The 20,617-nt window shown below is 39.7% G+C and carries 20 protein-coding genes and 1 pseudogene; 11 read left to right on the forward strand and 10 right to left on the reverse strand.

The features are described 5' to 3' along the window. Positions 1 to 10: 10 nt before the first annotated feature. From rplC to AC1PJ9_RS04060, 3 genes are all read right to left on the reverse strand, one after another. Positions 11 to 649 carry a 50S ribosomal protein L3 gene (rplC, locus tag AC1PJ9_RS04050; RefSeq protein ID WP_263614652.1) on the reverse strand — a complete coding sequence of 213 codons (639 nt, stop codon included), beginning with the start codon at positions 647 to 649 and terminating at the stop codon, positions 11 to 13. Positions 650 to 706: 57 nt separating this feature from the next. Then, a complete protein-coding gene (gene rpsJ, locus AC1PJ9_RS04055) occupies positions 707 to 1,018 on the reverse strand; it encodes a 30S ribosomal protein S10 (protein ID WP_000070912.1) in 312 nt (103 codons plus the stop codon). Between the two features lie 252 nt (positions 1,019 to 1,270). Beyond that, positions 1,271 to 1,999 carry a type 1 glutamine amidotransferase gene (locus tag AC1PJ9_RS04060; RefSeq protein WP_311086479.1) on the reverse strand — a complete coding sequence of 243 codons (729 nt, stop codon included), beginning with the start codon at positions 1,997 to 1,999 and terminating at the stop codon, positions 1,271 to 1,273. A gap of 169 nt (positions 2,000 to 2,168) precedes the next feature. On the opposite strand from AC1PJ9_RS04060, the gene AC1PJ9_RS04065 reads away from it, so the two are divergent. The 7 genes and pseudogenes from AC1PJ9_RS04065 (at position 2,169) to AC1PJ9_RS04095 (ending at position 8,329) form a co-directional block, all read left to right on the forward strand. Next, positions 2,169 to 3,359 (forward strand): PLP-dependent transferase, encoded by a 1,191-nt coding sequence (locus AC1PJ9_RS04065; RefSeq protein WP_311086480.1) that lies wholly within the window; start codon positions 2,169 to 2,171, stop codon positions 3,357 to 3,359. A gap of 43 nt (positions 3,360 to 3,402) precedes the next feature. Beyond that, positions 3,403 to 4,938 carry a helicase HerA-like domain-containing protein gene (locus AC1PJ9_RS04070; RefSeq protein ID WP_311086481.1) on the forward strand — a complete coding sequence of 512 codons (1,536 nt, stop codon included), beginning with the start codon at positions 3,403 to 3,405 and terminating at the stop codon, positions 4,936 to 4,938. 23 nt (positions 4,939 to 4,961) lie between these two features. Next, positions 4,962 to 5,080 (forward strand): annotated as a pseudogene (locus AC1PJ9_RS04075) (hypothetical protein). A gap of 2 nt (positions 5,081 to 5,082) precedes the next feature. Further along, the gene (locus AC1PJ9_RS04080; RefSeq protein ID WP_311086482.1) at positions 5,083 to 5,847 is read left to right on the forward strand and encodes a globin domain-containing protein; all 765 of its coding nucleotides are present in this window, start codon (positions 5,083 to 5,085) and stop codon (positions 5,845 to 5,847) included. 85 nt (positions 5,848 to 5,932) lie between these two features. Next, on the forward strand, positions 5,933 to 6,370 hold the full coding sequence (locus AC1PJ9_RS04085; RefSeq protein ID WP_145849729.1) for an RrF2 family transcriptional regulator: 438 nt from the start codon (positions 5,933 to 5,935) through the stop codon (positions 6,368 to 6,370). A gap of 108 nt (positions 6,371 to 6,478) precedes the next feature. Further along, on the forward strand, positions 6,479 to 7,255 hold the full coding sequence (gene yihA / locus AC1PJ9_RS04090; RefSeq protein ID WP_005067265.1) for a ribosome biogenesis GTP-binding protein YihA/YsxC: 777 nt from the start codon (positions 6,479 to 6,481) through the stop codon (positions 7,253 to 7,255). A 123-nt stretch (positions 7,256 to 7,378) separates the two neighbouring features. Further along, positions 7,379 to 8,329: a metal-dependent hydrolase gene (locus AC1PJ9_RS04095; protein ID WP_145849731.1), complete on the forward strand. Its 951-nt coding sequence runs from the start codon at positions 7,379 to 7,381 to the stop codon at positions 8,327 to 8,329. Between the two features lie 43 nt (positions 8,330 to 8,372). Here AC1PJ9_RS04095 and AC1PJ9_RS04100 read toward each other — a convergent pair whose 3' ends face one another. After that, positions 8,373 to 9,638: a dicarboxylate/amino acid:cation symporter gene (locus AC1PJ9_RS04100; RefSeq protein ID WP_191001671.1), complete on the reverse strand. Its 1,266-nt coding sequence runs from the start codon at positions 9,636 to 9,638 to the stop codon at positions 8,373 to 8,375. 105 nt (positions 9,639 to 9,743) lie between these two features. Continuing rightward, positions 9,744 to 10,616, reverse strand: a complete 873-nt coding sequence (locus AC1PJ9_RS04105) for an acyl-CoA thioesterase (RefSeq protein WP_004705360.1) — start codon at positions 10,614 to 10,616, stop codon at positions 9,744 to 9,746. A 275-nt stretch (positions 10,617 to 10,891) separates the two neighbouring features. On the opposite strand from AC1PJ9_RS04105, the gene plsB reads away from it, so the two are divergent. Continuing rightward, complete coding sequence (gene plsB, locus AC1PJ9_RS04110; RefSeq protein ID WP_311086483.1) at positions 10,892 to 13,465, forward strand: glycerol-3-phosphate 1-O-acyltransferase PlsB; 2,574 nt, start codon at positions 10,892 to 10,894, stop codon at positions 13,463 to 13,465. A gap of 42 nt (positions 13,466 to 13,507) precedes the next feature. Here plsB and AC1PJ9_RS04115 read toward each other — a convergent pair whose 3' ends face one another. Further along, on the reverse strand, positions 13,508 to 14,503 hold the full coding sequence (locus AC1PJ9_RS04115; protein WP_311086484.1) for a putative solute-binding protein: 996 nt from the start codon (positions 14,501 to 14,503) through the stop codon (positions 13,508 to 13,510). Between the two features lie 58 nt (positions 14,504 to 14,561). Continuing rightward, positions 14,562 to 15,389: an NAD-dependent epimerase/dehydratase family protein gene (locus AC1PJ9_RS04120; RefSeq protein ID WP_311086485.1), complete on the reverse strand. Its 828-nt coding sequence runs from the start codon at positions 15,387 to 15,389 to the stop codon at positions 14,562 to 14,564. 20 nt (positions 15,390 to 15,409) lie between these two features. On the opposite strand from AC1PJ9_RS04120, the gene recG reads away from it, so the two are divergent. Beyond that, entirely contained in the window at positions 15,410 to 17,455 is a 2,046-nt protein-coding gene (gene recG, locus AC1PJ9_RS04125; RefSeq protein ID WP_311086486.1) for an ATP-dependent DNA helicase RecG, read from the forward strand. Next, complete coding sequence (locus AC1PJ9_RS04130) at positions 17,448 to 18,083, forward strand: ComF family protein (protein ID WP_311086487.1); 636 nt, start codon at positions 17,448 to 17,450, stop codon at positions 18,081 to 18,083. Before recG ends, AC1PJ9_RS04130 begins: the two co-directional genes overlap by 8 nt. Before the next feature lie 5 nt (positions 18,084 to 18,088). Here AC1PJ9_RS04130 and AC1PJ9_RS04135 read toward each other — a convergent pair whose 3' ends face one another. Both AC1PJ9_RS04135 and AC1PJ9_RS04140 read right to left on the reverse strand, forming a co-directional pair. Then, on the reverse strand, positions 18,089 to 18,487 hold the full coding sequence (locus AC1PJ9_RS04135; RefSeq protein ID WP_263614662.1) for an NUDIX hydrolase: 399 nt from the start codon (positions 18,485 to 18,487) through the stop codon (positions 18,089 to 18,091). Between the two features lie 14 nt (positions 18,488 to 18,501). Continuing rightward, a complete protein-coding gene (locus AC1PJ9_RS04140; RefSeq protein ID WP_311086488.1) occupies positions 18,502 to 19,083 on the reverse strand; it encodes an LOG family protein in 582 nt (193 codons plus the stop codon). A 157-nt stretch (positions 19,084 to 19,240) separates the two neighbouring features. On the opposite strand from AC1PJ9_RS04140, the gene AC1PJ9_RS04145 reads away from it, so the two are divergent. Next, a complete protein-coding gene (locus tag AC1PJ9_RS04145) occupies positions 19,241 to 20,254 on the forward strand; it encodes a magnesium and cobalt transport protein CorA (protein WP_263614664.1) in 1,014 nt (337 codons plus the stop codon). Between the two features lie 74 nt (positions 20,255 to 20,328). On the opposite strand, the gene AC1PJ9_RS04150 is transcribed toward AC1PJ9_RS04145, so the two are convergent. After that, positions 20,329 to 20,616 (reverse strand): STAS domain-containing protein, encoded by a 288-nt coding sequence (locus AC1PJ9_RS04150; protein WP_000250997.1) that lies wholly within the window; start codon positions 20,614 to 20,616, stop codon positions 20,329 to 20,331. Between the last annotated feature and the right edge of the window lies 1 nt (position 20,617).

Raw genomic sequence — 20,617 nt, forward strand, 5'->3', positions numbered from 1 at the left:
GTATTTCCCCTCAGGCCTTGATGGTAGGACGTACAATTACGTCACCGCCAGTTGCACCAGGAATTGCACCTTTAACAACTAAAACAGAACGTTCAGCGTCAATAGATACGATTTCAAGACCTTGTACTGTTACGCGTTCATCACCTAAGTGACCAGCCATTTTTTTGCCTTTGAACACGCGTCCAGGAGTTTGGTTTTGACCTGTAGAACCTAATACACGGTGAGAAACTGAGTTACCGTGAGTAGCGTCTTGGGTACGGAAGTTCCAACGTTTAACACCACCTTGGAAACCTTTACCTTTTGATTGACCAGTTACGTCAACAATTTGACCAACTGTGAACAAATCAACGCCAATAGTACCGCCAACTTCACGACCGTCAAGCTCAGCTTCAGTAACACGGAACTCTTTAACTAAACGACCAGCAGCAACACCAGCTTTCGCGAAGTGACCTTTCTGAGCGTTAGTTACGCGAGATTCGCGACGTTCACCAGTAGTTACTTGAACAGCTTGATAACCATCAGTTTCAAGTGTTTTGATTTGCGTAATGCGGTTTGGATCGACTTCGATGACTGTAACAGGTACAGAAACACCAGCATCTGTAAAGATGCGAGTCATACCACATTTGCGACCGACTAAACCAATAGCCATGTGCATAAACCTCTAAAAAAGCGGCCTAATTAACTAATCGTTAATTAACCGAAAGCCTTAACCCAAAGCGATCTGAACATCAACACCAGCTGCAAGATCTAACTTCATCAATGCATCAACAGTTTTATCTGTAGGTTGAACGATGTCGATCAAACGTTTGTAGGTGCGGATTTCGTACTGGTCACGCGCATCTTTGTTAACGTGCGGTGAAGTAAGAACGTTGAAGCGTTCGATGCGAGTAGGCATCGGAATTGGACCACAAACTTGTGCGCCGGTACGCTTAGCGGTTTCTACGATCTCTTGAGCAGATTGATCAATCAGACGATGATCAAAAGACTTAAGACGGATACGAATTCTCTGGTTAGACATACCAGTAAACTCCAAGCCAAATATATAAAGAATCACCTTTGACGCATCTCACCTATTGGTAAGTGTCAAAGGCAGTGATAATCACCAAGGTCGTGATCGATGCCACGACTGTAATGCACATTTACTACTTTCTTCGCAGTAAATGCCCTCTTCTTGAGGGTCGCTCATTATAACGATTGTTTAAGTCTTATGCAATTCTCTTTTTCTATTTTTTGTTCAAATCCTGCTTTAGCCGAGTATGAGTAATTCATTCTATGCACTTATTACAAACTCGATCGCTTTATTTAAGAGTTGATTACCCTGTTCAAATTTTTGTGCTTCCGAATATTGCAGTTCTCTTGCCGATTGAACATATTCACCGTCAAAAATAGATAGCTCCTCTTCATTTTCAAGTAAGAGTTCTAAAGCTGCCGGTGTCATTTCCGGATGAAATTGAAAACCTAATACATTGTTCCCAATTTGATACATCTGATTACGGCAAGCAACGTTCTCAGCTAAACGTATAGCTCCTTTAGGTATTTCGAATGTTTCACTATGCCACTGCATCACATTGATTTCTTCAGGTAGTGGAAAGCTTTCTTGGGGTAAGTTGGCAACTCTCTGAACTGTCGACCATCCAAGTTCTTGATAACGATTGCGACTAACAGCTGCACCTAATGCATTTGCAATTAACTGCCCACCTAGGCAAAGACCTATAGCAGGTTTTCCTGCCGCCAAATATCGACGCAACCATCTTTTTTCTATTTTAAGCCATGGATAGTTTGCCTCGTCATTTACACTCATGGTTCCACCCATGATTAATAGCAAATCTACTTCTTCAATTCGTGGTAAAGCTTCTATTTCAAGTGACCGATCAACCGGAAGTGCAAAGAACTCCGTAGAGCTAATAGTGGCGTGATGAGCTTTTAAAAATGAATAACAGCTTCCAAACCCTTCGCCAGCAATATGTTGAAAATAGTGAACACGTAAATGCGACTTCATGCGCTTAAACCTATTGTTGTTAGAATGTTGGTTTGATCTTTGCAAAAATAAAGCCAAGTTTTTAGTGAATGTTACAGCAGTAACGAAACATCTTAGAATTAATCAAAAATCTAGCGAATAAGTGAGTTTTCTCTTAATCTAATCTTAATTATTTAAAGCATAGCGCCCCATGAAAAAGCATAACAATTTCCAAACCCGACTCATTCATGCACCACGAAAAGCACCTCAATTCATCCAGACCGTGCAACCTCCCTTATTTCGTGCGTCGACTATTATTTTTAAATCAACTGCGCACCTTTTTGACCGTCATTGGACCAATCCTTATGACTATAGTTATGGTACACACGGCACACCAACAACGTTCACCTTAGGCGACAATATTGCCCAAATAGAGGGTGGTTCATACTGTTTACTTGCACCAAGTGGGTTATCTGCAATAAATCTAGTTAACTCTGCTTTTTTAGGAACAGGGGATGAAGTTTGGGTGCCAGACAATATATATGGCCCAAATCTGGAGCATCTAAACTACTTAAAAGATCAATATGGTGTTAGCGTCAAAGTTTATAATTCAATTGATGTCTCAAGTTTTACACCAACTGAAAAAACTAAACTTTTATGGATAGAAGCAGCAGGTTCTGTCACTCTCGAATTCCCTGATCTTAAAGAGTTAGTTAAAAAAGCAAAGGCACATGGAGTTGCAACTGCTTTAGATAATACTTGGGGAGCTGGACTTGCATTTAATGCTTTTGATTTCTCTGATGAGCACTTGTCAGTAGATTTAACTGTTCATGCGCTAACAAAATATCCAAGTGGTGGTGGTGATATTTTAATGGGAAGTGTGGTAACACGTGATGAGAAGTTACATCATCGTTTGTTCCGAATGCATGCCATTTTAGGAATTTCAGTATCTGGCGATGATACAGCTCAAGTTCAACGTAGCCTTGCCCACATGTCGTTAAGATATGAACAACAATCAAATAATGCTAAAACACTACTGAAATGGTTAAAGGAACAGCCGCAGTTTGCACAAGTTTTACATCCGAGTGATGAGACTTCCCCTGGCCATCAATATTGGCAAGAGATTTGCACAACAGGTAAGAGTGCAGGATTAGTCAGTGTAATATTTAAACCTGATTATGACATTTCAGCAGTACGTCGTTTTTGTGATGCTCTTAAGCTATTTAAACTTGGCTTTAGCTGGGGTGGACCAGTTAGCCTTGTCATGCTTTATGATTTAAAAATGATGCGAAAACTTGAAAATACACATTTACAACAAGGTTTATTGGTTCGTTTGTGTATAGGTCTGGAAGATCCACAAGATTTAATTCAAGATATCGAAAATGCGCTGAAATATTTGTAAAACGACAAGATCAACAGTGACTCACACCGAAGGATAAAAATATATGGGTACACCGATTGTTATTGCTAAAAATATTAATGACACATCAAAAGAAATTGTTTTACTTTCTCAATTTGCCAACCGGCATGGACTAATTGCAGGTGCTACGGGTACAGGTAAAACAGTCACATTAAAGGTGCTCGCAGAAAGTTTTTCTCGAATCGGTGTTCCCGTCTTTCTTGCCGATGCAAAAGGTGATGTTTCTAGCCTAGCAAAAGCTGGAGAGGCTTCAGATAAATTTAATGAACGCTTAAAGCTTCTACAAATTGATAGTGTTCCTTTTGCTGCCAATCCCGTTATTTTTTGGGACTTATTTGGGCAACAAGGTCACCCTATTCGGACCACTATTTCTGAGATTGGTCCAATTTTATTAGCCCGTATACTTAACCTAAATGACACTCAAGAAGGTGTTTTATCTGCTGTGTTCCGCATCGCAGATGATCAAGGATTATTGTTAGTCGACTTTAAAGATTTAAAAGCCATGATCACGTTTGTGAGTGAACATGCGGCAGAATTTAAAGCTGAATATGGCAATTTATCTCCAGCCAGTTTAGGAGCAATTCAGCGTAATTTGCTCGCTCTTGCCGACCAAGGTGGAGATCAGTTCTTTGGAGAGCCGGCTTTAAATATTCTGGACTTTATACAAACTGACGCTAATGGACTCGGCTATATCAACATTCTTGCTGCTGATAAGCTCATGAATACACCTAAGCTATACGCTACTTTCTTGTTATGGATGCTTTCTGAGTTATTTGAACAACTTCCTGAAGTTGGTGATATGGATAAACCAAAACTCGTGTTTTTCTTCGATGAAGCTCATTTGTTATTTGATAATGCCAGTCAAGCTTTACAAGAAAAAATTGAGCAAGTTGTACGTTTGATTCGCTCTAAAGGGGTCGGTATTTATTTTATTACTCAAAACCCACTCGATTTACCAGAAAGTGTTTTGGGTCAACTTGGTAACCGCGTACAACATGCCCTACGCGCCTTTACACCTAAAGACCAAAAAGCAGTAAAAACCGCTGCGGATACTTTCCGCTCCAATCCTAATTTTAAAGTGGATGAGGCGATTACACAGCTAGCCGTAGGTGAAGCACTCATTAGTTGTCTAGATGAGCAAGGTACGCCACAAATTGTCGAGCGCGGTTGGGTCATGCCTCCCTACTCTTCTTTTACCCCTATTACGCCTGAAGAACGAAAGGCTCTGATTTCTCAAAGTATTATTGCTGGCGTCTATGAGCAAGCTGTAGATCGCGAGAGCGCTTATGAAATGCTGCAAAATAAAGTCGCTGAACGTGAGCAGCAAAAACAGGATGCTGAGCTTGCCAAAGAGCAAGAAGTTTTAGCGAAGCAACAAGCCAAGGAACAAGAACGTTTAGCACGCGACCAACAGAAGGAAGAAGAACGCGCTGCAAGAGAACGAGCAAAACTAACTCAAGATATTGTCGGAACTTTTGCAAAAAGTGCTGCTCGAAGCTTAGGCGGCAGTACAGGGCAGAAATTGGTACGGGGGCTACTCGGCTCATTATTTGGAAAATAAAAACTTAATCAAATCATTATGTTATTTTAAGGGATTTAATATCCCTTAATTTTTTTAAGGTTTTTGTAAAAAAGCTATTGCCACAATTTTTTTAAAAATGTATTTTAAATACATCTTATATAGCCAGATAATTAAGGTCTAGCCATGACTCCAGAACAAATTGAACTCGTTAAATCTACTGTACCTGTATTACGTGAACATGGCGTTACGCTGACTACATACTTTTATAAGCGTATGTTGAATAACAACCCAGAATTAAAAAATGTATTTAATCTTGATGATCAGACCAGCCTGCGCCAACCTCGCGCTCTTGCAGCAGCAGTACTCGCGTATGCTGAAAATATTGAAAATCCTACAGTGCTCGCTAAAGCAGTTGAACGTATTACCACCAAGCATGTGAGTTTAGATATTCAGCCAGATCAATATGCAATTGTGGGCGACAACTTACTTCATTCAATTAGTGAAGTTTTAAATGTTCCATTTGAATCAGAACTGATTGAAGCGTGGAAACAAGCTTACTTACAGTTGGCCAATATTTTAATTGGTGTTGAAAAACAAAAATATGAACAGCTTGAAAGCTTAAAAGGTGGATGGGCTGGCTGGCGTTCATTTGAAATTACACAAATTGATCCACTTGAGTCTGGCAAACGCTTTACATTAAAAGCGACTGATCATGAAGATGTACTGACTAGCCCAGCAAATGCTTTTATTTCAGTAAAAGTTCAGGTTCCTGATCAACAACTGGAACAACCTAAAGCTTTTAAATTTACAGAAGCTCAAGAGAACAATAGTTATCATTTTGATGTTCAACCTGAAGAAAACCATACAGAGTTTTCGGTCTCGAACATTTTGCTTGAACACTATAGAGTGGGTGATCAAGTACAAGTTTCAGCCCCTTTAACGCTGTAACTGAAAAAGCGCTAGCCTGAAAGTTTTATTCTTTAGACTTTCAGGCTAAGATGATCAACCTCTTAACCTTTAGTTTTTGGTGATCATGCAACTTAATAAATTTACCGATTATGCTTTGCGAATATTAATGTATGTCGCTCGCCCAAGTGACGCGCCATACACAATTGCAGAAATCGCTCAAGATTTATATGTTTCGCAAAATCATCTCGTGAAGGTTGTCCATTTTATGGGTAAACAAGAGTGGATTATTACCATTCGCGGTAAAGGTGGTGGAATTCGCTTAAACCCCAAAGCGTTAGACTTAAAGCTCGGTGCAATTGTCCGAATTTTACAAGGTGACCATCAAATTGTTGAATGCAACACTCCACCGTGCGTCCTACGTTCGCATTGCGGTTTAAAAGGAATTCTTGATCAAGCTTTAGAAAGCTTCTATCAAAGTTTAGACCAATATACGCTGGGTGAAGTCTTACAACAGCCTAAATCTGCTTCAAATACCTCGCCTATAGACTTTTTACAAATCTAGTGCCCGTAATTCTATTTATCTTTGCAAGCAAGCTTACTGAAAATTAGCAAGAATAACCAAGCTCCTTTATACTAGGCGCGAGCCCTCTCATTTAAAAAGTTATTTTTTATGCGTCGTAGTGAAAAATCGAAAGACACCAAAGCCAGACTCGCACCCAAGCAAAAGATCAGTTATGAAAAGAAACCAGATCCAGCAATCACAGCGTATGCTGTGCAATCTCTGAACTGGTTACGTCAAGCTGAGTTTTTAATGAGTGCTCCTAAATTGGCACTTTGTGTTGAAGATAGTGGCTACGAGATTGCTTTTGCAGGACGCTCAAATGCTGGTAAATCTAGTGCTATTAATGCTTTAACCAACAAAAAACAACTCGCACGCGCCTCAAAAAAACCTGGCCGTACTCAAATGATTAACTTCTTCAGCCTAGGTAATCCTGATCAACGCTTAGTTGACCTTCCTGGTTATGGTTATGCAGCTGTACCAGAAGATATGAAGCGTGTTTGGCAAAAAGAATTAGAAAACTATCTAATCCATCGTAAAAGCTTACAAGGATTAGTTTTACTTATGGATATTCGCCACCCTTTACAGCACTTTGACATGATGATGCTAGAGTGGGCTTATTCACGCCATCTATTTGTTCATATTCTTTTAACCAAAGCAGACAAACTGAACCGCGGTCCAGCAAACAAAGTCTTGCTTGAAGTTAAACAACAACTGAAAAAAATGAAGCTTGATTTCTCGATTCAGCTTTTCTCTTCATTAAATAAACTAGGCTTAGAAGAACTCGCAAGTGTGATGGCCGGACGTCTGCACTTTACGCTTGATCAAGAGCCGGAATTTGACGTTGATGCGATTCCTGAAGCAAGCGATGAGGATGCTGAAGAGTAAATCGTCAAAACAGATACAATTTCTTTATTAAATTTATATTCAATTGGCCCCTATTGCTAAACACAAATGTAGGGGCTTTTTTTATACTCGTTATAACTTCATCGAGTTAAAAATCAGGACTAAATGATGAAATTGTTATCTTTTTTGAAGAACAAGGCTTTAGGTTCTTCTATTGACTATAAAATTCTTCCACGCAAAGTAAAATTTGACTGGAAAGATACCCCTGTAGACTGGATTCCAAACCAACCGTTTGCAAGTTATTTTATTAATGAAATTAATAATATCCTGCCTGCTGGAGAGTTCTGGTTCTGCCGACTCTATAACAAGGTTTTACCTCGTATTACCGATGAAAAACTTAAACAGGATGTTCAAGCATTTATTCGCCAAGAAGCAATGCATGCCAATGCACACACTTCTGCCAATAAAGAATATTTAAGCGCACGTAATATTGATATCCAGAGAAATCTGGACATTATGAATTATCTATTTACCACCGCTTTGGCAGATAAACCTTTTGACAAAGAAGTTCCTCAATTCTTACAAGAGCAATGGGATCTATTCCGTTTAGGCGTTATTGCCACTGTTGAACATATGACCTGTGTACTCGGTAAATATGCGCTTTATAACAATCGTTGGGAGGAACTAGGTGCAGATCCAGAAATGGTCGATCTGGTTAAATGGCATGGTTCAGAAGAAATTGAACACCGTACCGTAGCTTTTGATTTATATCGCCATTTGGGCGGTGGTTATATCCCACGTTACTATTTAAGCCTTGCAGTGATTGTACTGGTACTTGGATTATGGGTAGACGGCGCTGCACATATTATGAAGCAAGACCCTCGCTTTGCTGATGCTGCTAAGTCGAGATTTTTCCCAGCATGGGTTGCTGTAGAGTGGTATAAAATTAGCCGAAAAGATAATCAGGTTTTACCAAACCCAATCTGGCTTATTGCTCAGCAAATTGACTACCTTATGCCTTGGTATGATCCGGTCAAAGAAGGCAGCACTGAAGATGCGGTAAGTTATTTATCTCAATCTCCAGCAGCAAAAAGAGCCGAGCTACAAGCCGCTTAAAAATAAAAAAGCAGGATATAAATCCTGCTTTTTTATTTAGAGATCAGACACTGATATCTTTATCTTTTGTATATCGATCTACAACCACACTAATCATCATATCGCCCTGAACATTTACCACTGTTCTTACCGTATCAAGTAGACGGTCGATTGGAAGTAAAATTGCAATCGCTTCGGCTGGCAAGCCTACAGACTGTAAAACCATAATCATGGTAACCATACCCGCGCTCGGAATTCCCGGTGCTCCAAGTGATGCAATCATTGCTGTTAAACACACGACAATTTGCTGGGTCAGATTTAAATCCAGTCCTACTAGATTTGCCACAAACAGTGCAGCTGCTGCTTCATATAGTGCGGTACCATCCATGTTGAGCTGCGTACCTAATGGAATCACAAAACCCGCCGTTTGAGGACGTACGCCTAAGTTTTCTTGTGCGCATTTCATACTCAGCGGCATTGTGGCAGAGCTAGAACTGGTTGCGAATGCAGTAATTAAAGCTGTACGTGTACCTTTGAAAAAAGTCCAAGGGCTCATACGACCAAAAATCCAAAGCAGTAATGGCAAAACGACAGCACCATGAAAAATAGTAGTTCCGGTTACCACAACGGCAAATTCAGCCAGTCGACTTAATACTGAAATGTCTTCTGTCGCCATTAACTTAGCAAGTAATGCAAAAATTCCTAATGGCGCCAACTTCATGACCCAGCCTACTAGCATCATCATCATTTCAAAAAACTGATGACTCAATAAGCGGATACTCTTAAAGCGCTCACCACCATGAACTAAAGCAACACCCACAAATAGTGCAAACACGACAACCGCTAGGACATTTCCATCACTAAATGCTTTAAATGGGTTAATTAAAGTATTTTGAATAAAATTAGTGAAGAAAGTTGCCGGGTTTAAACTATCTGGTGCCTGATAACTTTGCATTGATGCCTGAAAAATTGAAATATCTACGCCTCGACCCACCTCAAATAAATGAGCACAGCTAATACCTAAAATTAAGGCCAAGGTGGTGGTGGTGATACAACATAAAAATGTGATTTTCCAAACGGGACCTAACTGCCCACCTGCCTGTAAATTTGAAACTCCAACCACAATGGAGGTAAAAATTAATGGCACCAACAACATTTTAAGTAGTCCAATAAAAACACTACTTAATATGCCCAAGCCATATAAACTATGCTTTACAAAAGCAGTGTCTGGATACATGGTGAGTAGGAAGCCAAAGGCTAAACCTAAAATCGCGGCAATCAGAATTTGTGTATTTAAGTTCATATCAACATTATTTTTTTCAGTAGGCAATCCTTTTGCAAATATGACATGAGCTTGCTTTTCATTCGAGCAATTTTTTGTCACATCCTTTGAATTAAAAATAAAAAAGCCATCTTTTCGATAGCCCTTTATTCTTTATTGCGTTTCAATTTCCCGCAAACGGATCAAACCCTCTTGCACCGTACTACATACAAGTTGGCCATTTTGCCACATACGGCCAAAATTCAATCCGCGAGAAGCTGCACTAACCGTTGCCTCCATGTCATAAAGCATCCATTCATCAGCACGAAGTGGACGATGGAAATAAATGGCATGATCAATACTGGCACATTGCAAACTTGGAGAAATATAGCTTAAGCCATGTGGTCTTAAAGCCGTAGTCATTAAAGTGAAGTCTGAATAAAACGCCACAATTGCTTGGTGTAAAGCAATGTCATCTAGCTGTTTTGGAATGCGATCATGGGTACGAATATAGTGCGCATTAAACGGTGCTTCCGGCTGAGGCTGAAATGGATTGACTGGATCAATCGGACGAATTTCAACATGACGCTCACGCATGAAACTTGCACGAACATTCTCTGGTACAAAATTAAGAATACCTTCTTTAAGCTCACTTTCCGATTTTAATGTCTCAGGAGCTGGGTATTCTGGTTCTGAATGCTGGTAATTCAAACCTTCTTCAGGGTTGGCGAAAGACACCATTGCCGAGAAAATAACTCGTCCATGCTGAATTGCCCGAACTTGACGGCTGACAAAGCTTTTTCCATCACGCAAACGATCTACTTCATAGATGATTGGAGCATTAATGTCGCCACCATATAAAAAGTAAGCATGCATAGAATGCGCAGGACGATCGGTTGTATAAGAGGCTGCACGTAAAGCCTGACCTAAAACCTGACCTCCAAAAACACGTTTACCGACCAAATTACGGCTAATTCCACGGTAAATATTTTCTTCAAGCTTTTCTAAAGTGAGCAGCTCAACCAGTTCTTGGGTTAACGCATTCATGAGAGATACCTTCATATTGCAGGCAAAATTGGTATTAAAGGACAGATGTGTATAATCTATTGTGCCATAAAAAACTATTTGTACATGGAACAATCAGTCAACTTCTGACGAACATTGCCCTTAAAACAGCTAAAAATACGATTTTTAACGATAAAAAATGCCAAAAGCATTATAATTTATAAGAAAGTAGCATATTGTTTTTTTTAATAAATGCCTCAAAATAATTACCCTCTGCATTTGGTGCCGGGATTTGTCTTTAAGAAGTAGGAGTTCTTATGTCCAAGAGTGGGTTTGGTCAAATGTATCGTCGGCTTTCGAGTAAGCTACTTGACCTCGTGGTAACACCACATGTTCTTGGGGAAGTTCCTACTGAACCAGTATCAGAAACAGCGGAAACTGAAGCAAAGACTGAGCGCCAAAAAGTGGTGTGCTATGTCTTACAAAACCATTCTCGCAGTAATGCTTTAGTGGTGGATGGGGAAACTCGCCGTTTAAATTTAAAGCCGGCTTTAGATCCGTTAGTTATCGGTTCTCATCAGGAAAAAGCATCAGTTTTATTTTTACAGCATAATGATGAAAATAACCTGTTAAATCCCCCACCTCATGCTTTTCCACCTCGCTTAATTAAACTGATTGAAGTTTTACAGGCAAATCCTGAGCTCGACATAGAACTGGTTCCAGTAACCGTTTTGTGGGGTCGTTCTCCAGATAAAGAAGACTCTTGGTTCAAGCTCTTATTCTCAGATACATGGGCAACACCAAGTACAGTTAAGCAGCTTGTGAATATCGGTTTACATGGGCGCCAATCTTATTTGGAGTTCCATGAACCGCAGTCTTTACGTGACCTCGTTGAATATGCTCAACAGCATTATCCGAACCTTTCACCAGCGACTTATATTGTTAGTACTTTAAATGACTACCTTGACCGTCAGCGTGAAGTGGTCTTAGGTCCTGACTTATCAGATCGCCGCAATGTCATGCAGTCAGTTGTAAAGTCTCGTGATGTGCAAGAGGCTATTCGACGCGAGAGTATTCGTGGCAAAATTAGTATGCTCGAAGCAGAACGTCGTGCGATTGGTTATGTCAATGAAATCGTATCTGACTACTCACACTCAGCAGTTCGCTTTGCAGATTTAGCATTAACACGCCTATGGACTCAGCTTTATGACGGCGTAGAAGTTCATAACTTTAGTACCGTTCGTGAACTCGCGAAAGATTACGAAATTGTTTATACACCGTGTCATCGCAGCCATATTGACTACTTATTATTGTCTTATGTGATTTATAGACGCGGCCTAATGGTTCCGTATATTGCTGCTGGTGACAACTTGAACTTGCCTTTCGTGGGCCAGCTTTTACGTGGTGGTGGTGCTTTCTTTATTCGCCGCTCTTTCCGTGGCAATGGTCTTTATACAACTGTATTTAAAGAATATTTATACAGCATTCTTTCTCGCAATACGCCACTTGAATACTTTATTGAAGGTGGTCGTTCGCGTACAGGTCGTTTATTACCACCGAAAACCGGTATGCTTGCCATGACTGTTCATAGTCATTTACGTGGCCGTACAAAGCCAATTGTATTTGTACCAACTTATATTGGTTATGAACGTCTGATGGAAGGTTCGACTTACGTTGGCGAAATGCAAGGTAAGCCAAAAGAAGCTGAATCTATTTTTGGTATTGTTAAAACATTACGAAAAATTGAGCGCATTTTCGGTAAGGTACACGTTAACTTTGGTGAACCCGTTTTTCTTGATGATTTGCTTAAACAGCATAACGCAGAAAATGTCTATATCGAGAAAAATGACGACCCAATTCCTCAAGCCGTTTCAGATGCTGTAAATAGCTCTGCACATGCAATTTTAGAAAATATTAACCGTGCGGTAGTTATTAACCCGGTTTCTTTACTCTCTATTATCTTACTTGCAACTCCAAAGCATACGCTTGATGAAGAAATCTGTATTAAGCAGCTTGAAGCTTACCGCAATTTAGCATCGAATTTCCCTTATGATCAGCGTACAGAAGTAACGCCGTTATCTGGCAAAGAAATTATTGCTTACGGCTTAAAGCTTAAATTGATTAAGCGTGTACAACATGCGCTTGGCGATATTATTGCGATTGAAGATAACCAAGCAGTTCTGCTTACATACTTCCGTAATAACATTTTGCATGCTTTCGTTTTACCTTCATTGGTTGCATCGCTTGTTGAGCATAACGGTAAAATCAGTCGTGCTGATTTAAGTAATGTCATCTATACGCTTTATCCATTCTTAAAAGCTGAACTATTCCTTAAGTGGCAAAGCAGTGAGCTTAAAGAACAGATTGAACAATATGCAGATGCATTGGTTCAATCAAACCTTATTCAGCAAGATGATGAAGGTAACTTGATTAGCTCTGCTCCAAATACTGAAGAGCACAATCAACTTGTAGTATTAGCAACACCTGTTAAACAAAGTCTTGAACGTTATTACATGACTTTAGCTTTAATCACTCAACGTGGTTCAGGCAATATCTCAGCAAAACAAGTTGAAGAGTTAAGTCATTTATTAGGACAACGTTTATCTGTTCTTTATGAATTTAATTCTCCAGAGTTCTTTGATAAAGCACTATTCCAAAGCTTTATTAAAGTTTTAACTCAGCAAAATTACATTCGCACAAATGACCAAGGCCAAATCGAGTTTGATGATAATTTCCGTCAAATGGCAGCAGGCGCACAGTTAGTACTTGATGAAGTAACGTTACAGATGTTGCAACACATCACGACCTTTACTGATGAAGAGTTAAAAGAAGCTCTTGAAGCAATGGCATCTCAACAAGCGAAACGTCGTTTAAAACGTAAAAAAGCTTAAAATTTTACTCAAAATAAAAGGCAACTCAGGTTGCCTTTTATTTTATCTACGCATTGAACATTCGAAATAACGTGGATCATCGATACAACGTAAACGCTTCATCAACTCAACAAAGTAAGCATCGTAATATCCAGAACGAACATATTGATTGCGTATTTTGGCTACCATAATGTCGTAGCTCTGCTTTTCGTAAAAAGAAACATCCACCCAATAATAAGCGGGCAGATGGTTTTCCCACTGTATCGCTCGATTCGTTAATAATTGGCTATTTTGCACAAACCAAGCCCGAATTTTTCGGCCAAAATTGGCAGGATAAGCTTGAGGTTTAATAATTAAATTTACTCCGAAATAAGCCAGTGGAAAGTTAATCACCTGAGTGTCTGGCCCAAAATCTTTCTGTAAGTTATAAGATAAAAGCCCATAAATCGGTGCAGGCATAATATCGATTTTATTCTGCTGAAATTGTGAAATCGCATTAGATAAATCAACATAGACTGGCTGCGCCCCTACACTTCTCACCAAAGCCTGCTGTGGAGGATTATTGGCTAACACACCGACTCGTTGACCTCTAAGCTGTGCCACTTTCGATATTTTTTTGTTTTTCATGACCATATAGGCAGTTCCTACCGGAATCATACCAACTACTTCATAGTCTTGATTAATTAGTTTTTTCTCAATCGTCGGGTGATTTAAAAGCTGTAATAAATTTCGGGCGGTTCGGTTATTAGGTATAAGACCAATACCCGAACTGCTCCCCATAAAATGATTGTATTGATACGTATTAAAGTTACTGGCTGCTAGACCCGAACATTTTCCCTCATCAAAAGCTTGTATAGCTTGCTGCTCTTTTTGATAACTGACGACCTTGAACTTGACTTGATATTGCTGAGCATATAATCGGATGTCATTTAAACGACGCGTTATATCCCCTTGGGTACCCATAGGATCATATGTGCACCACAACTGATCCTCGGCCCAACTCGCAACAGACATTGCACTCAAAATAAGAGCTAAACAAAATTTCTTTACTTTCAACATTTTTATCTTTATCGGCAATTTATTTGCCTCTTCAGGTATTTCTATTGTTATTTAAAGTTTAGTCTAAATTTTGATTTGTACCATGAGCATTTAAACATAATAAATAGTCATTAAAGCAAATCGGGTGCTCCAGCTGAAAACCTGTTTCAAATAAATATTTCGCATATATTTTTTTACCTGAAACATGAGCTGAATCTAAGGTGAGTAGCGGTAAGTCTAATTGGCTTTGAAACCAAAGAATGACTTCATGTAGAGGCACAGGGGCATTATTAGCAACAAGATAGCTCTTATGCGGTTTTTCATAATCGGCTAAAAATACTAAAAATCTTGCTAAATCATCAATATGAATACGATTACTATAGTGAATATTTGGATAAGTCTGTGTGTTTTCAGCCATTCGTTTTAATCGATCGACCGAAGCACCATAGATACCTGTAGGACGCACAATCACGCATTGAGCTGGAAAATATTTCTGCCATAGCAATTCCATATTATGAAGGATATGCCCTTGAGCATCATTCGGATGAATCTGGCTATCATCATCAATCGTTTCACCAGAATTTTCACCATATACCCGCGTAGATGACACGACAATCAATCTTTTGACTGGATGAGCTTTTAAAGCCTGACGAATAGGTTCAATACTGTCCACATAAGTATGTTGATAACCTTGAACTGTACTATCGTCCGGAGAAAGTAAAATATAAACTACATCTACAGGCGCAATTTCACTTAAATCGAGCGTAAAAATATCCTGTACGAGGTGTGTCCCGTAAGGATCTGTTTTTTCACCGCGGCTGATTGTGGTAATTTGATGTCCTGTCTCAAATAGTTGTTTAGCAACACGCTGAGATGTTTTACCATAACCGATAAATAATATATGCATAGAAAACTCGTTGAGGGGACATGACTTCAGTCCATCAGTTACAAGGCGTTGGATCGGCTTCAGCAGCCCTACTCGAAAAACTAAATATTTTTACCACAGATGATTTACTGTTTCATCTGCCCCGTGATTATGAAGATCGCAGTACCATTATTCCTATGAATCAATTGGTGGTTGGTCGTAGTTATTTACTCGAGGGTGAAGTCAAATCTGTTGATTTCCCTCCAGGTAAACGTAAATCTATGGCTGCATTAATACAAGATGAATTTGGTAAGGTGACTTTACGTTTTTATCATATTTATAAAAACTTAACCGACAAAATAAAACCTGGTAACCGTTTACGTATTTTTGGTGAAGTTCGCGTAGGTGCACGAGGGCTTGAGCTTTATCATCCAGAAATTCAGCTCATTAATGAACATACACCACTGCCAAAAACGCAGCTCACAGCAATTTACCCGAGTACTGATGGATTAACACAACCTAAATTACGCGAATATGTTAAACAAGCTTTGAAGCATCATAGTGATGCTCTACCCGAGTTACTCCCTAAGCAATATACAAATGGGTATGCTCTCAAAGAAGCTTTACATTACATTCATGAGCCACCTGTCGATGCCAATATGCTCCAATTGGCCCAAGGATCTCACCCTGCACAGCAGCGACTTATTTTTGAAGAACTGGTCGCACATCAAATTAGTCTTCTCACCCGACGTGCTTATATTCGTCAAATTGCCTCGCCCACTTTCCCAAGCAGCAAAGTACTTGCGAAAAAACTGTTAGAAGCTCTACCCTTTCAAATGACCAATGCACAAAAGCGTGTATCAAAAGAAATTTTAAGCGACTTAAAACAACACCAGCCTATGCTGCGTTTGGTACAAGGTGACGTAGGTGCAGGGAAAACTTTAGTTGCGGCAGTTGCAGCATGTCATGCATTAGAAGCAGATTGGCAAGTTGCATTAATGGCACCTACCGAAATTTTGGCAGAGCAGCATTATTTAAATTTTAAACGTTGGTTTGAACCTTTGGGCATTACGGTCGCTTGGTTATCTGGCAAACAAAAAGGTAAAGCGCGAGCACAAGCTGAACAACAAATTAAAGAAGGTCATGCCGAACTGATTGTAGGTACTCATGCCTTATTTCAAGATAATGTTGGGTTTGCAAAGTTAGGACTTGTGATTATCGATGAGCAACATCGCTTTGGGGTAGATCAACGGTTAGCCTTACGTAATAAAGGCGCTGAACAACTAACTCCACATCAATTGGTCATGACTGCAACGCCAATTCCTAGAACATTAGCGATGAGCGCTTATGGCGATTTAGACACATCCATTATTGATGAATTACCACCAGGTCGTACACCAATTCAGACAGTGACTATTCCGCTAGATCGTCGTGAAGAAGTGCTAAATCGAATTGCTACAAACTGCCGAGAAGGCAAACAAGCTTACTGGGTATGTACTCTGGTTGAACAGTCAGAAACTTTAGATGCTCAAGCCGCGGAAGCCACCTATCAAGAAATGAGAGAGCGCTTTCCTGAACTTAATATTGGTTTAGTTCATGGCAAAATGAAAGCTGATGAAAAGCAATCTGTCATGCAAGCATTTAAAAATAACGAACTACAACTCTTGATTGCCACAACTGTCATTGAGGTTGGGGTAGATGTACCCAACGCTTCGATTATGGTTATTGAAAATGCTGAGCGTTTAGGCCTTTCACAGCTACACCAATTACGTGGTCGTGTCGGACGAGGTGCAAAGGCTAGTTTTTGTGTTCTTCTTTATAAACCACCACTTTCACAAAATGGGCAAGAAAGATTATCAATTTTAAGAGAAAGTAATGATGGCTTTGTGATTGCAGAAAAAGACCTTGAACTAAGAGGACCAGGTGAATTATTAGGAACAAAACAAACAGGTGATATGGGCTTTAGAGTGGCGCGATTAGAACGAGATGACCATTTACTGAGTCAAGCGCATTATGTTGCACAACAGGTTCTAAAAGACTATCCAGAACAAGCTGATGCCCTCTTGAAGCGCTGGCTTCCTGAAGCACCACGATATGCTTATGTTTAAGTTGTTCAACCCTCAATATCTGTTTCAGTTATTGTCCCCTTGCCTGTTATGTGAAATAGGAACACGGGGCAAATACTCTCTTTGTAAAGAATGTTGGGAACAACTACCGTGGCTTAAGCAGACAGTTCAGCGTAATGATCTATCTGTTCTTGTGGCCTGTCATTATACCTATCCAATTAACCGCATAATTCAGCAGTTTAAATATGAACAAAAATTACATTACCAAACCTTACTTGCTGAAGTTTTGCAGCAGATAAAATTTCCTAAAGTACAGGCCATAGTACCGATGCCTATTTCTAAACAACGTTTAACGGAACGTGGTTTTAATCAATCCTTATTACTTGCCAAACTTCTAAGCAAGCAATTAAGAATACCCGTTTGGCAGCCTGTACAGCGCCTAAATGAGCGCTCTCAAAAAGGGTTATCTCGACTTGAAAGATTTGAAAATATTGAACAGCAATTTGTTGCGATAACTCAAGAAAAACGACGCTACCGTCGTGTGTTGATTATTGATGATGTAATCACAACAGGAAGTTCAATTTCCGCTTTAAGTCAGGCACTCAAACAGCTAGGTTGCACCTCTATTTATGCAAGCTGCCTAGCTGCTGCCTCATCTACATCGTATTAAAATAATCAAACTGTAGATAAGTTTTGCTCACACCATGGAATTACAATTTCTTTAGTTAATGGCGCAAGTTTGGTCTCGGAATCATTAAATTTCACCCACTTCATTTCAGCAATTTCAGCTGCAATTTGTGGAGATTGTTTTAATCGAACCAAATATAAATGGCTAATCAGCGTATGGTCCGGTTCATTAGCAGCTGCTGTCTCAAAACGCCCTATAAACTGTTCTATTACACACGGGCTGCCTATTTCTTCCAAAATTTCACGTTGTATGGCTGTTTCTGGAGCCTCATTCGGCTCCAGCTTACCGCCTACTTGCATAAAAGCTTGTGTATTACGCTTTCTAACAAGCAATAATTCATTGTGTTCATTTAAGATCACCGCAGCGGCGACCGTAATTATTTTCACCTATTTAACCTCGTTTATGGTTGAACGTCTGCATTAGCCCATTTTGGAGCTGGTGGTTGATATTGTTCAAATTGTTGAAGAATATCTTCAATTTTATCCGATGCGATCAATTTATCAGCGAATCGTGCTTGGCTAAAACCTTTATCTACAGTTCCTTGAACCATTTTAAGCAAATCTTCATAAAAGCCCGCTACATTTAGAAAAGCACACGGCTTTTGATGAATACCTAATTGCGCCCACGTCCATTGTTCAAAGATTTCTTCCAATGTACCTGCACCACCTGGTAAAGCAATAAAACCGTCCGACAGATCTGCCATTTTGGTCTTACGCTCATGCATATTCTCGACGACATATAATCTTGTCAGTCCGGGATGAGCTAACTCGCGATCGACTAAAGCACGAGGAATGACGCCAATGACCCGCCCACCGGCTTGCAAAGCACTATCAGCGACAACGCCCATTAAACCTGAACGACCGCCGCCATAAACGAGAGTTTTATCTTGTTTGGCAATAGTTTGACCGGTTAATTGAGCAATTTGTTGAAAGATTGGGTCTGAACCTAGAGATGAACCACAGAAAATGCAAATTGAATTCATAGTATAAAAACCGTTTTATTGAACTGTCATGCTGACAAACTAGACTATCGACAGAGTTTTTTTTTGCAAAATAGCGTATTGGCAAGTGTTTTTCGGCAAATCCTTGTCTAAAATACACCCATCGATTTCCATCAGACTGCGTGAGGAAAAAAGACACATGCTTGAAGCCTTTTATGCCACAGAACGCGGAAGTCTGGAAGATGCCACCATCAACGGTGGATTTGATCTACATCCCGAATTAGTATGGCTTGATCTAATTGCACCCTCTCAAGAAGAACAACAATGGGTCTTAGATGCCTACGATCAGAACTTACCTACACTAAAATCGCTAGAAGACATTTCATCTTCTGCTCGATTCTACCGTGATGATGATGGTATTTTGCATATCAGCACCTATTTTTTAACGAAAAATAAAAATTATCAGGTCGATGGTGATGCTGAAGAGTCATCACATATGCTTGCCATGGTACAAACCGTAGCATTCATTTTACACAAAGATCGCTTATTTACTTTACGGGGTGAAAAGCTAGTTGCCTTTCGTGCGTTTCGTGCCCGAGCTCGCCGTAATGACTATGAAATGGACTATAAAGATCCAACTTGGATTTTATTAGGCCTGCTTGAAGCAAAGCTGGATGAGCTTGCGGATATCTTAGAAGATATCCACAAGGATCTAGAAAAATACTCCACTGAGGTTCTTAACAACCATCAACGTGAGAAGATTTTAGACCTTGATGACATGATTACTCGCTTGGCTCAACAAGAAGACATGCTTGGAAAAGCACAACTTTGTTTAATTGATTTACGACGTGTCTTAACGTTTTTATCTCGTCCACGTGCCTTAGGCAGTCATATCTATGATGCCGATATTCGAGAGCTCAGTGAAGACGTCCGCTCGCTTGTAGAACATGATGCATTCTTATTCCAAAAAGTACGATTCTTACTTGATACAACGTCTGGGTTCATTAACACCGAACAAAACGATACGATTCGTCGATTCTCGATCTTACCAAGTATGTTAGCGCCACCGATGCTCATCGCAAGTATCTATGGTATGAACACTGAAGTATTGCCTTTTGCTCATGGTAAAAGTAGCTTTATCGCTGTCTTATTAATTATTGCTGGCTTTTTTATTGGTCCTATCATTTACTTCCGCTGGAAAAAATGGATTTAGAGTCTGTTTTTATCCACCCATCCTTTATATAAAAAAAGCACCTAAATTTAGGTGCTTTTTTTATTTTTGCATCATCAGACCAAATGTAGATCTTCTTGCAAATGGCAAGCTTGAATGATTTTCAGCATCTTCTCTGGAACATTTTTAAAATGTAATCCAGACTTCTGTGGCGTCTGACGTAACCATTGGACTAACACCGCCAATGCCAACGTATTACCATGCTCAAGCTGTTTTAGATCGACAATTAAAGGAAAGCTTGTCTGCTTTTTAATAATTGCCAATCCAGCTTGGTATTGTTGCTCAGCATTTTCAAAATCGATTTTGCCTGAAACAACTAACTCTTGGTTAAGATACTGAACCACT

It is taken from the genome of Acinetobacter sp. 70_2 (assembly GCF_056736115.1).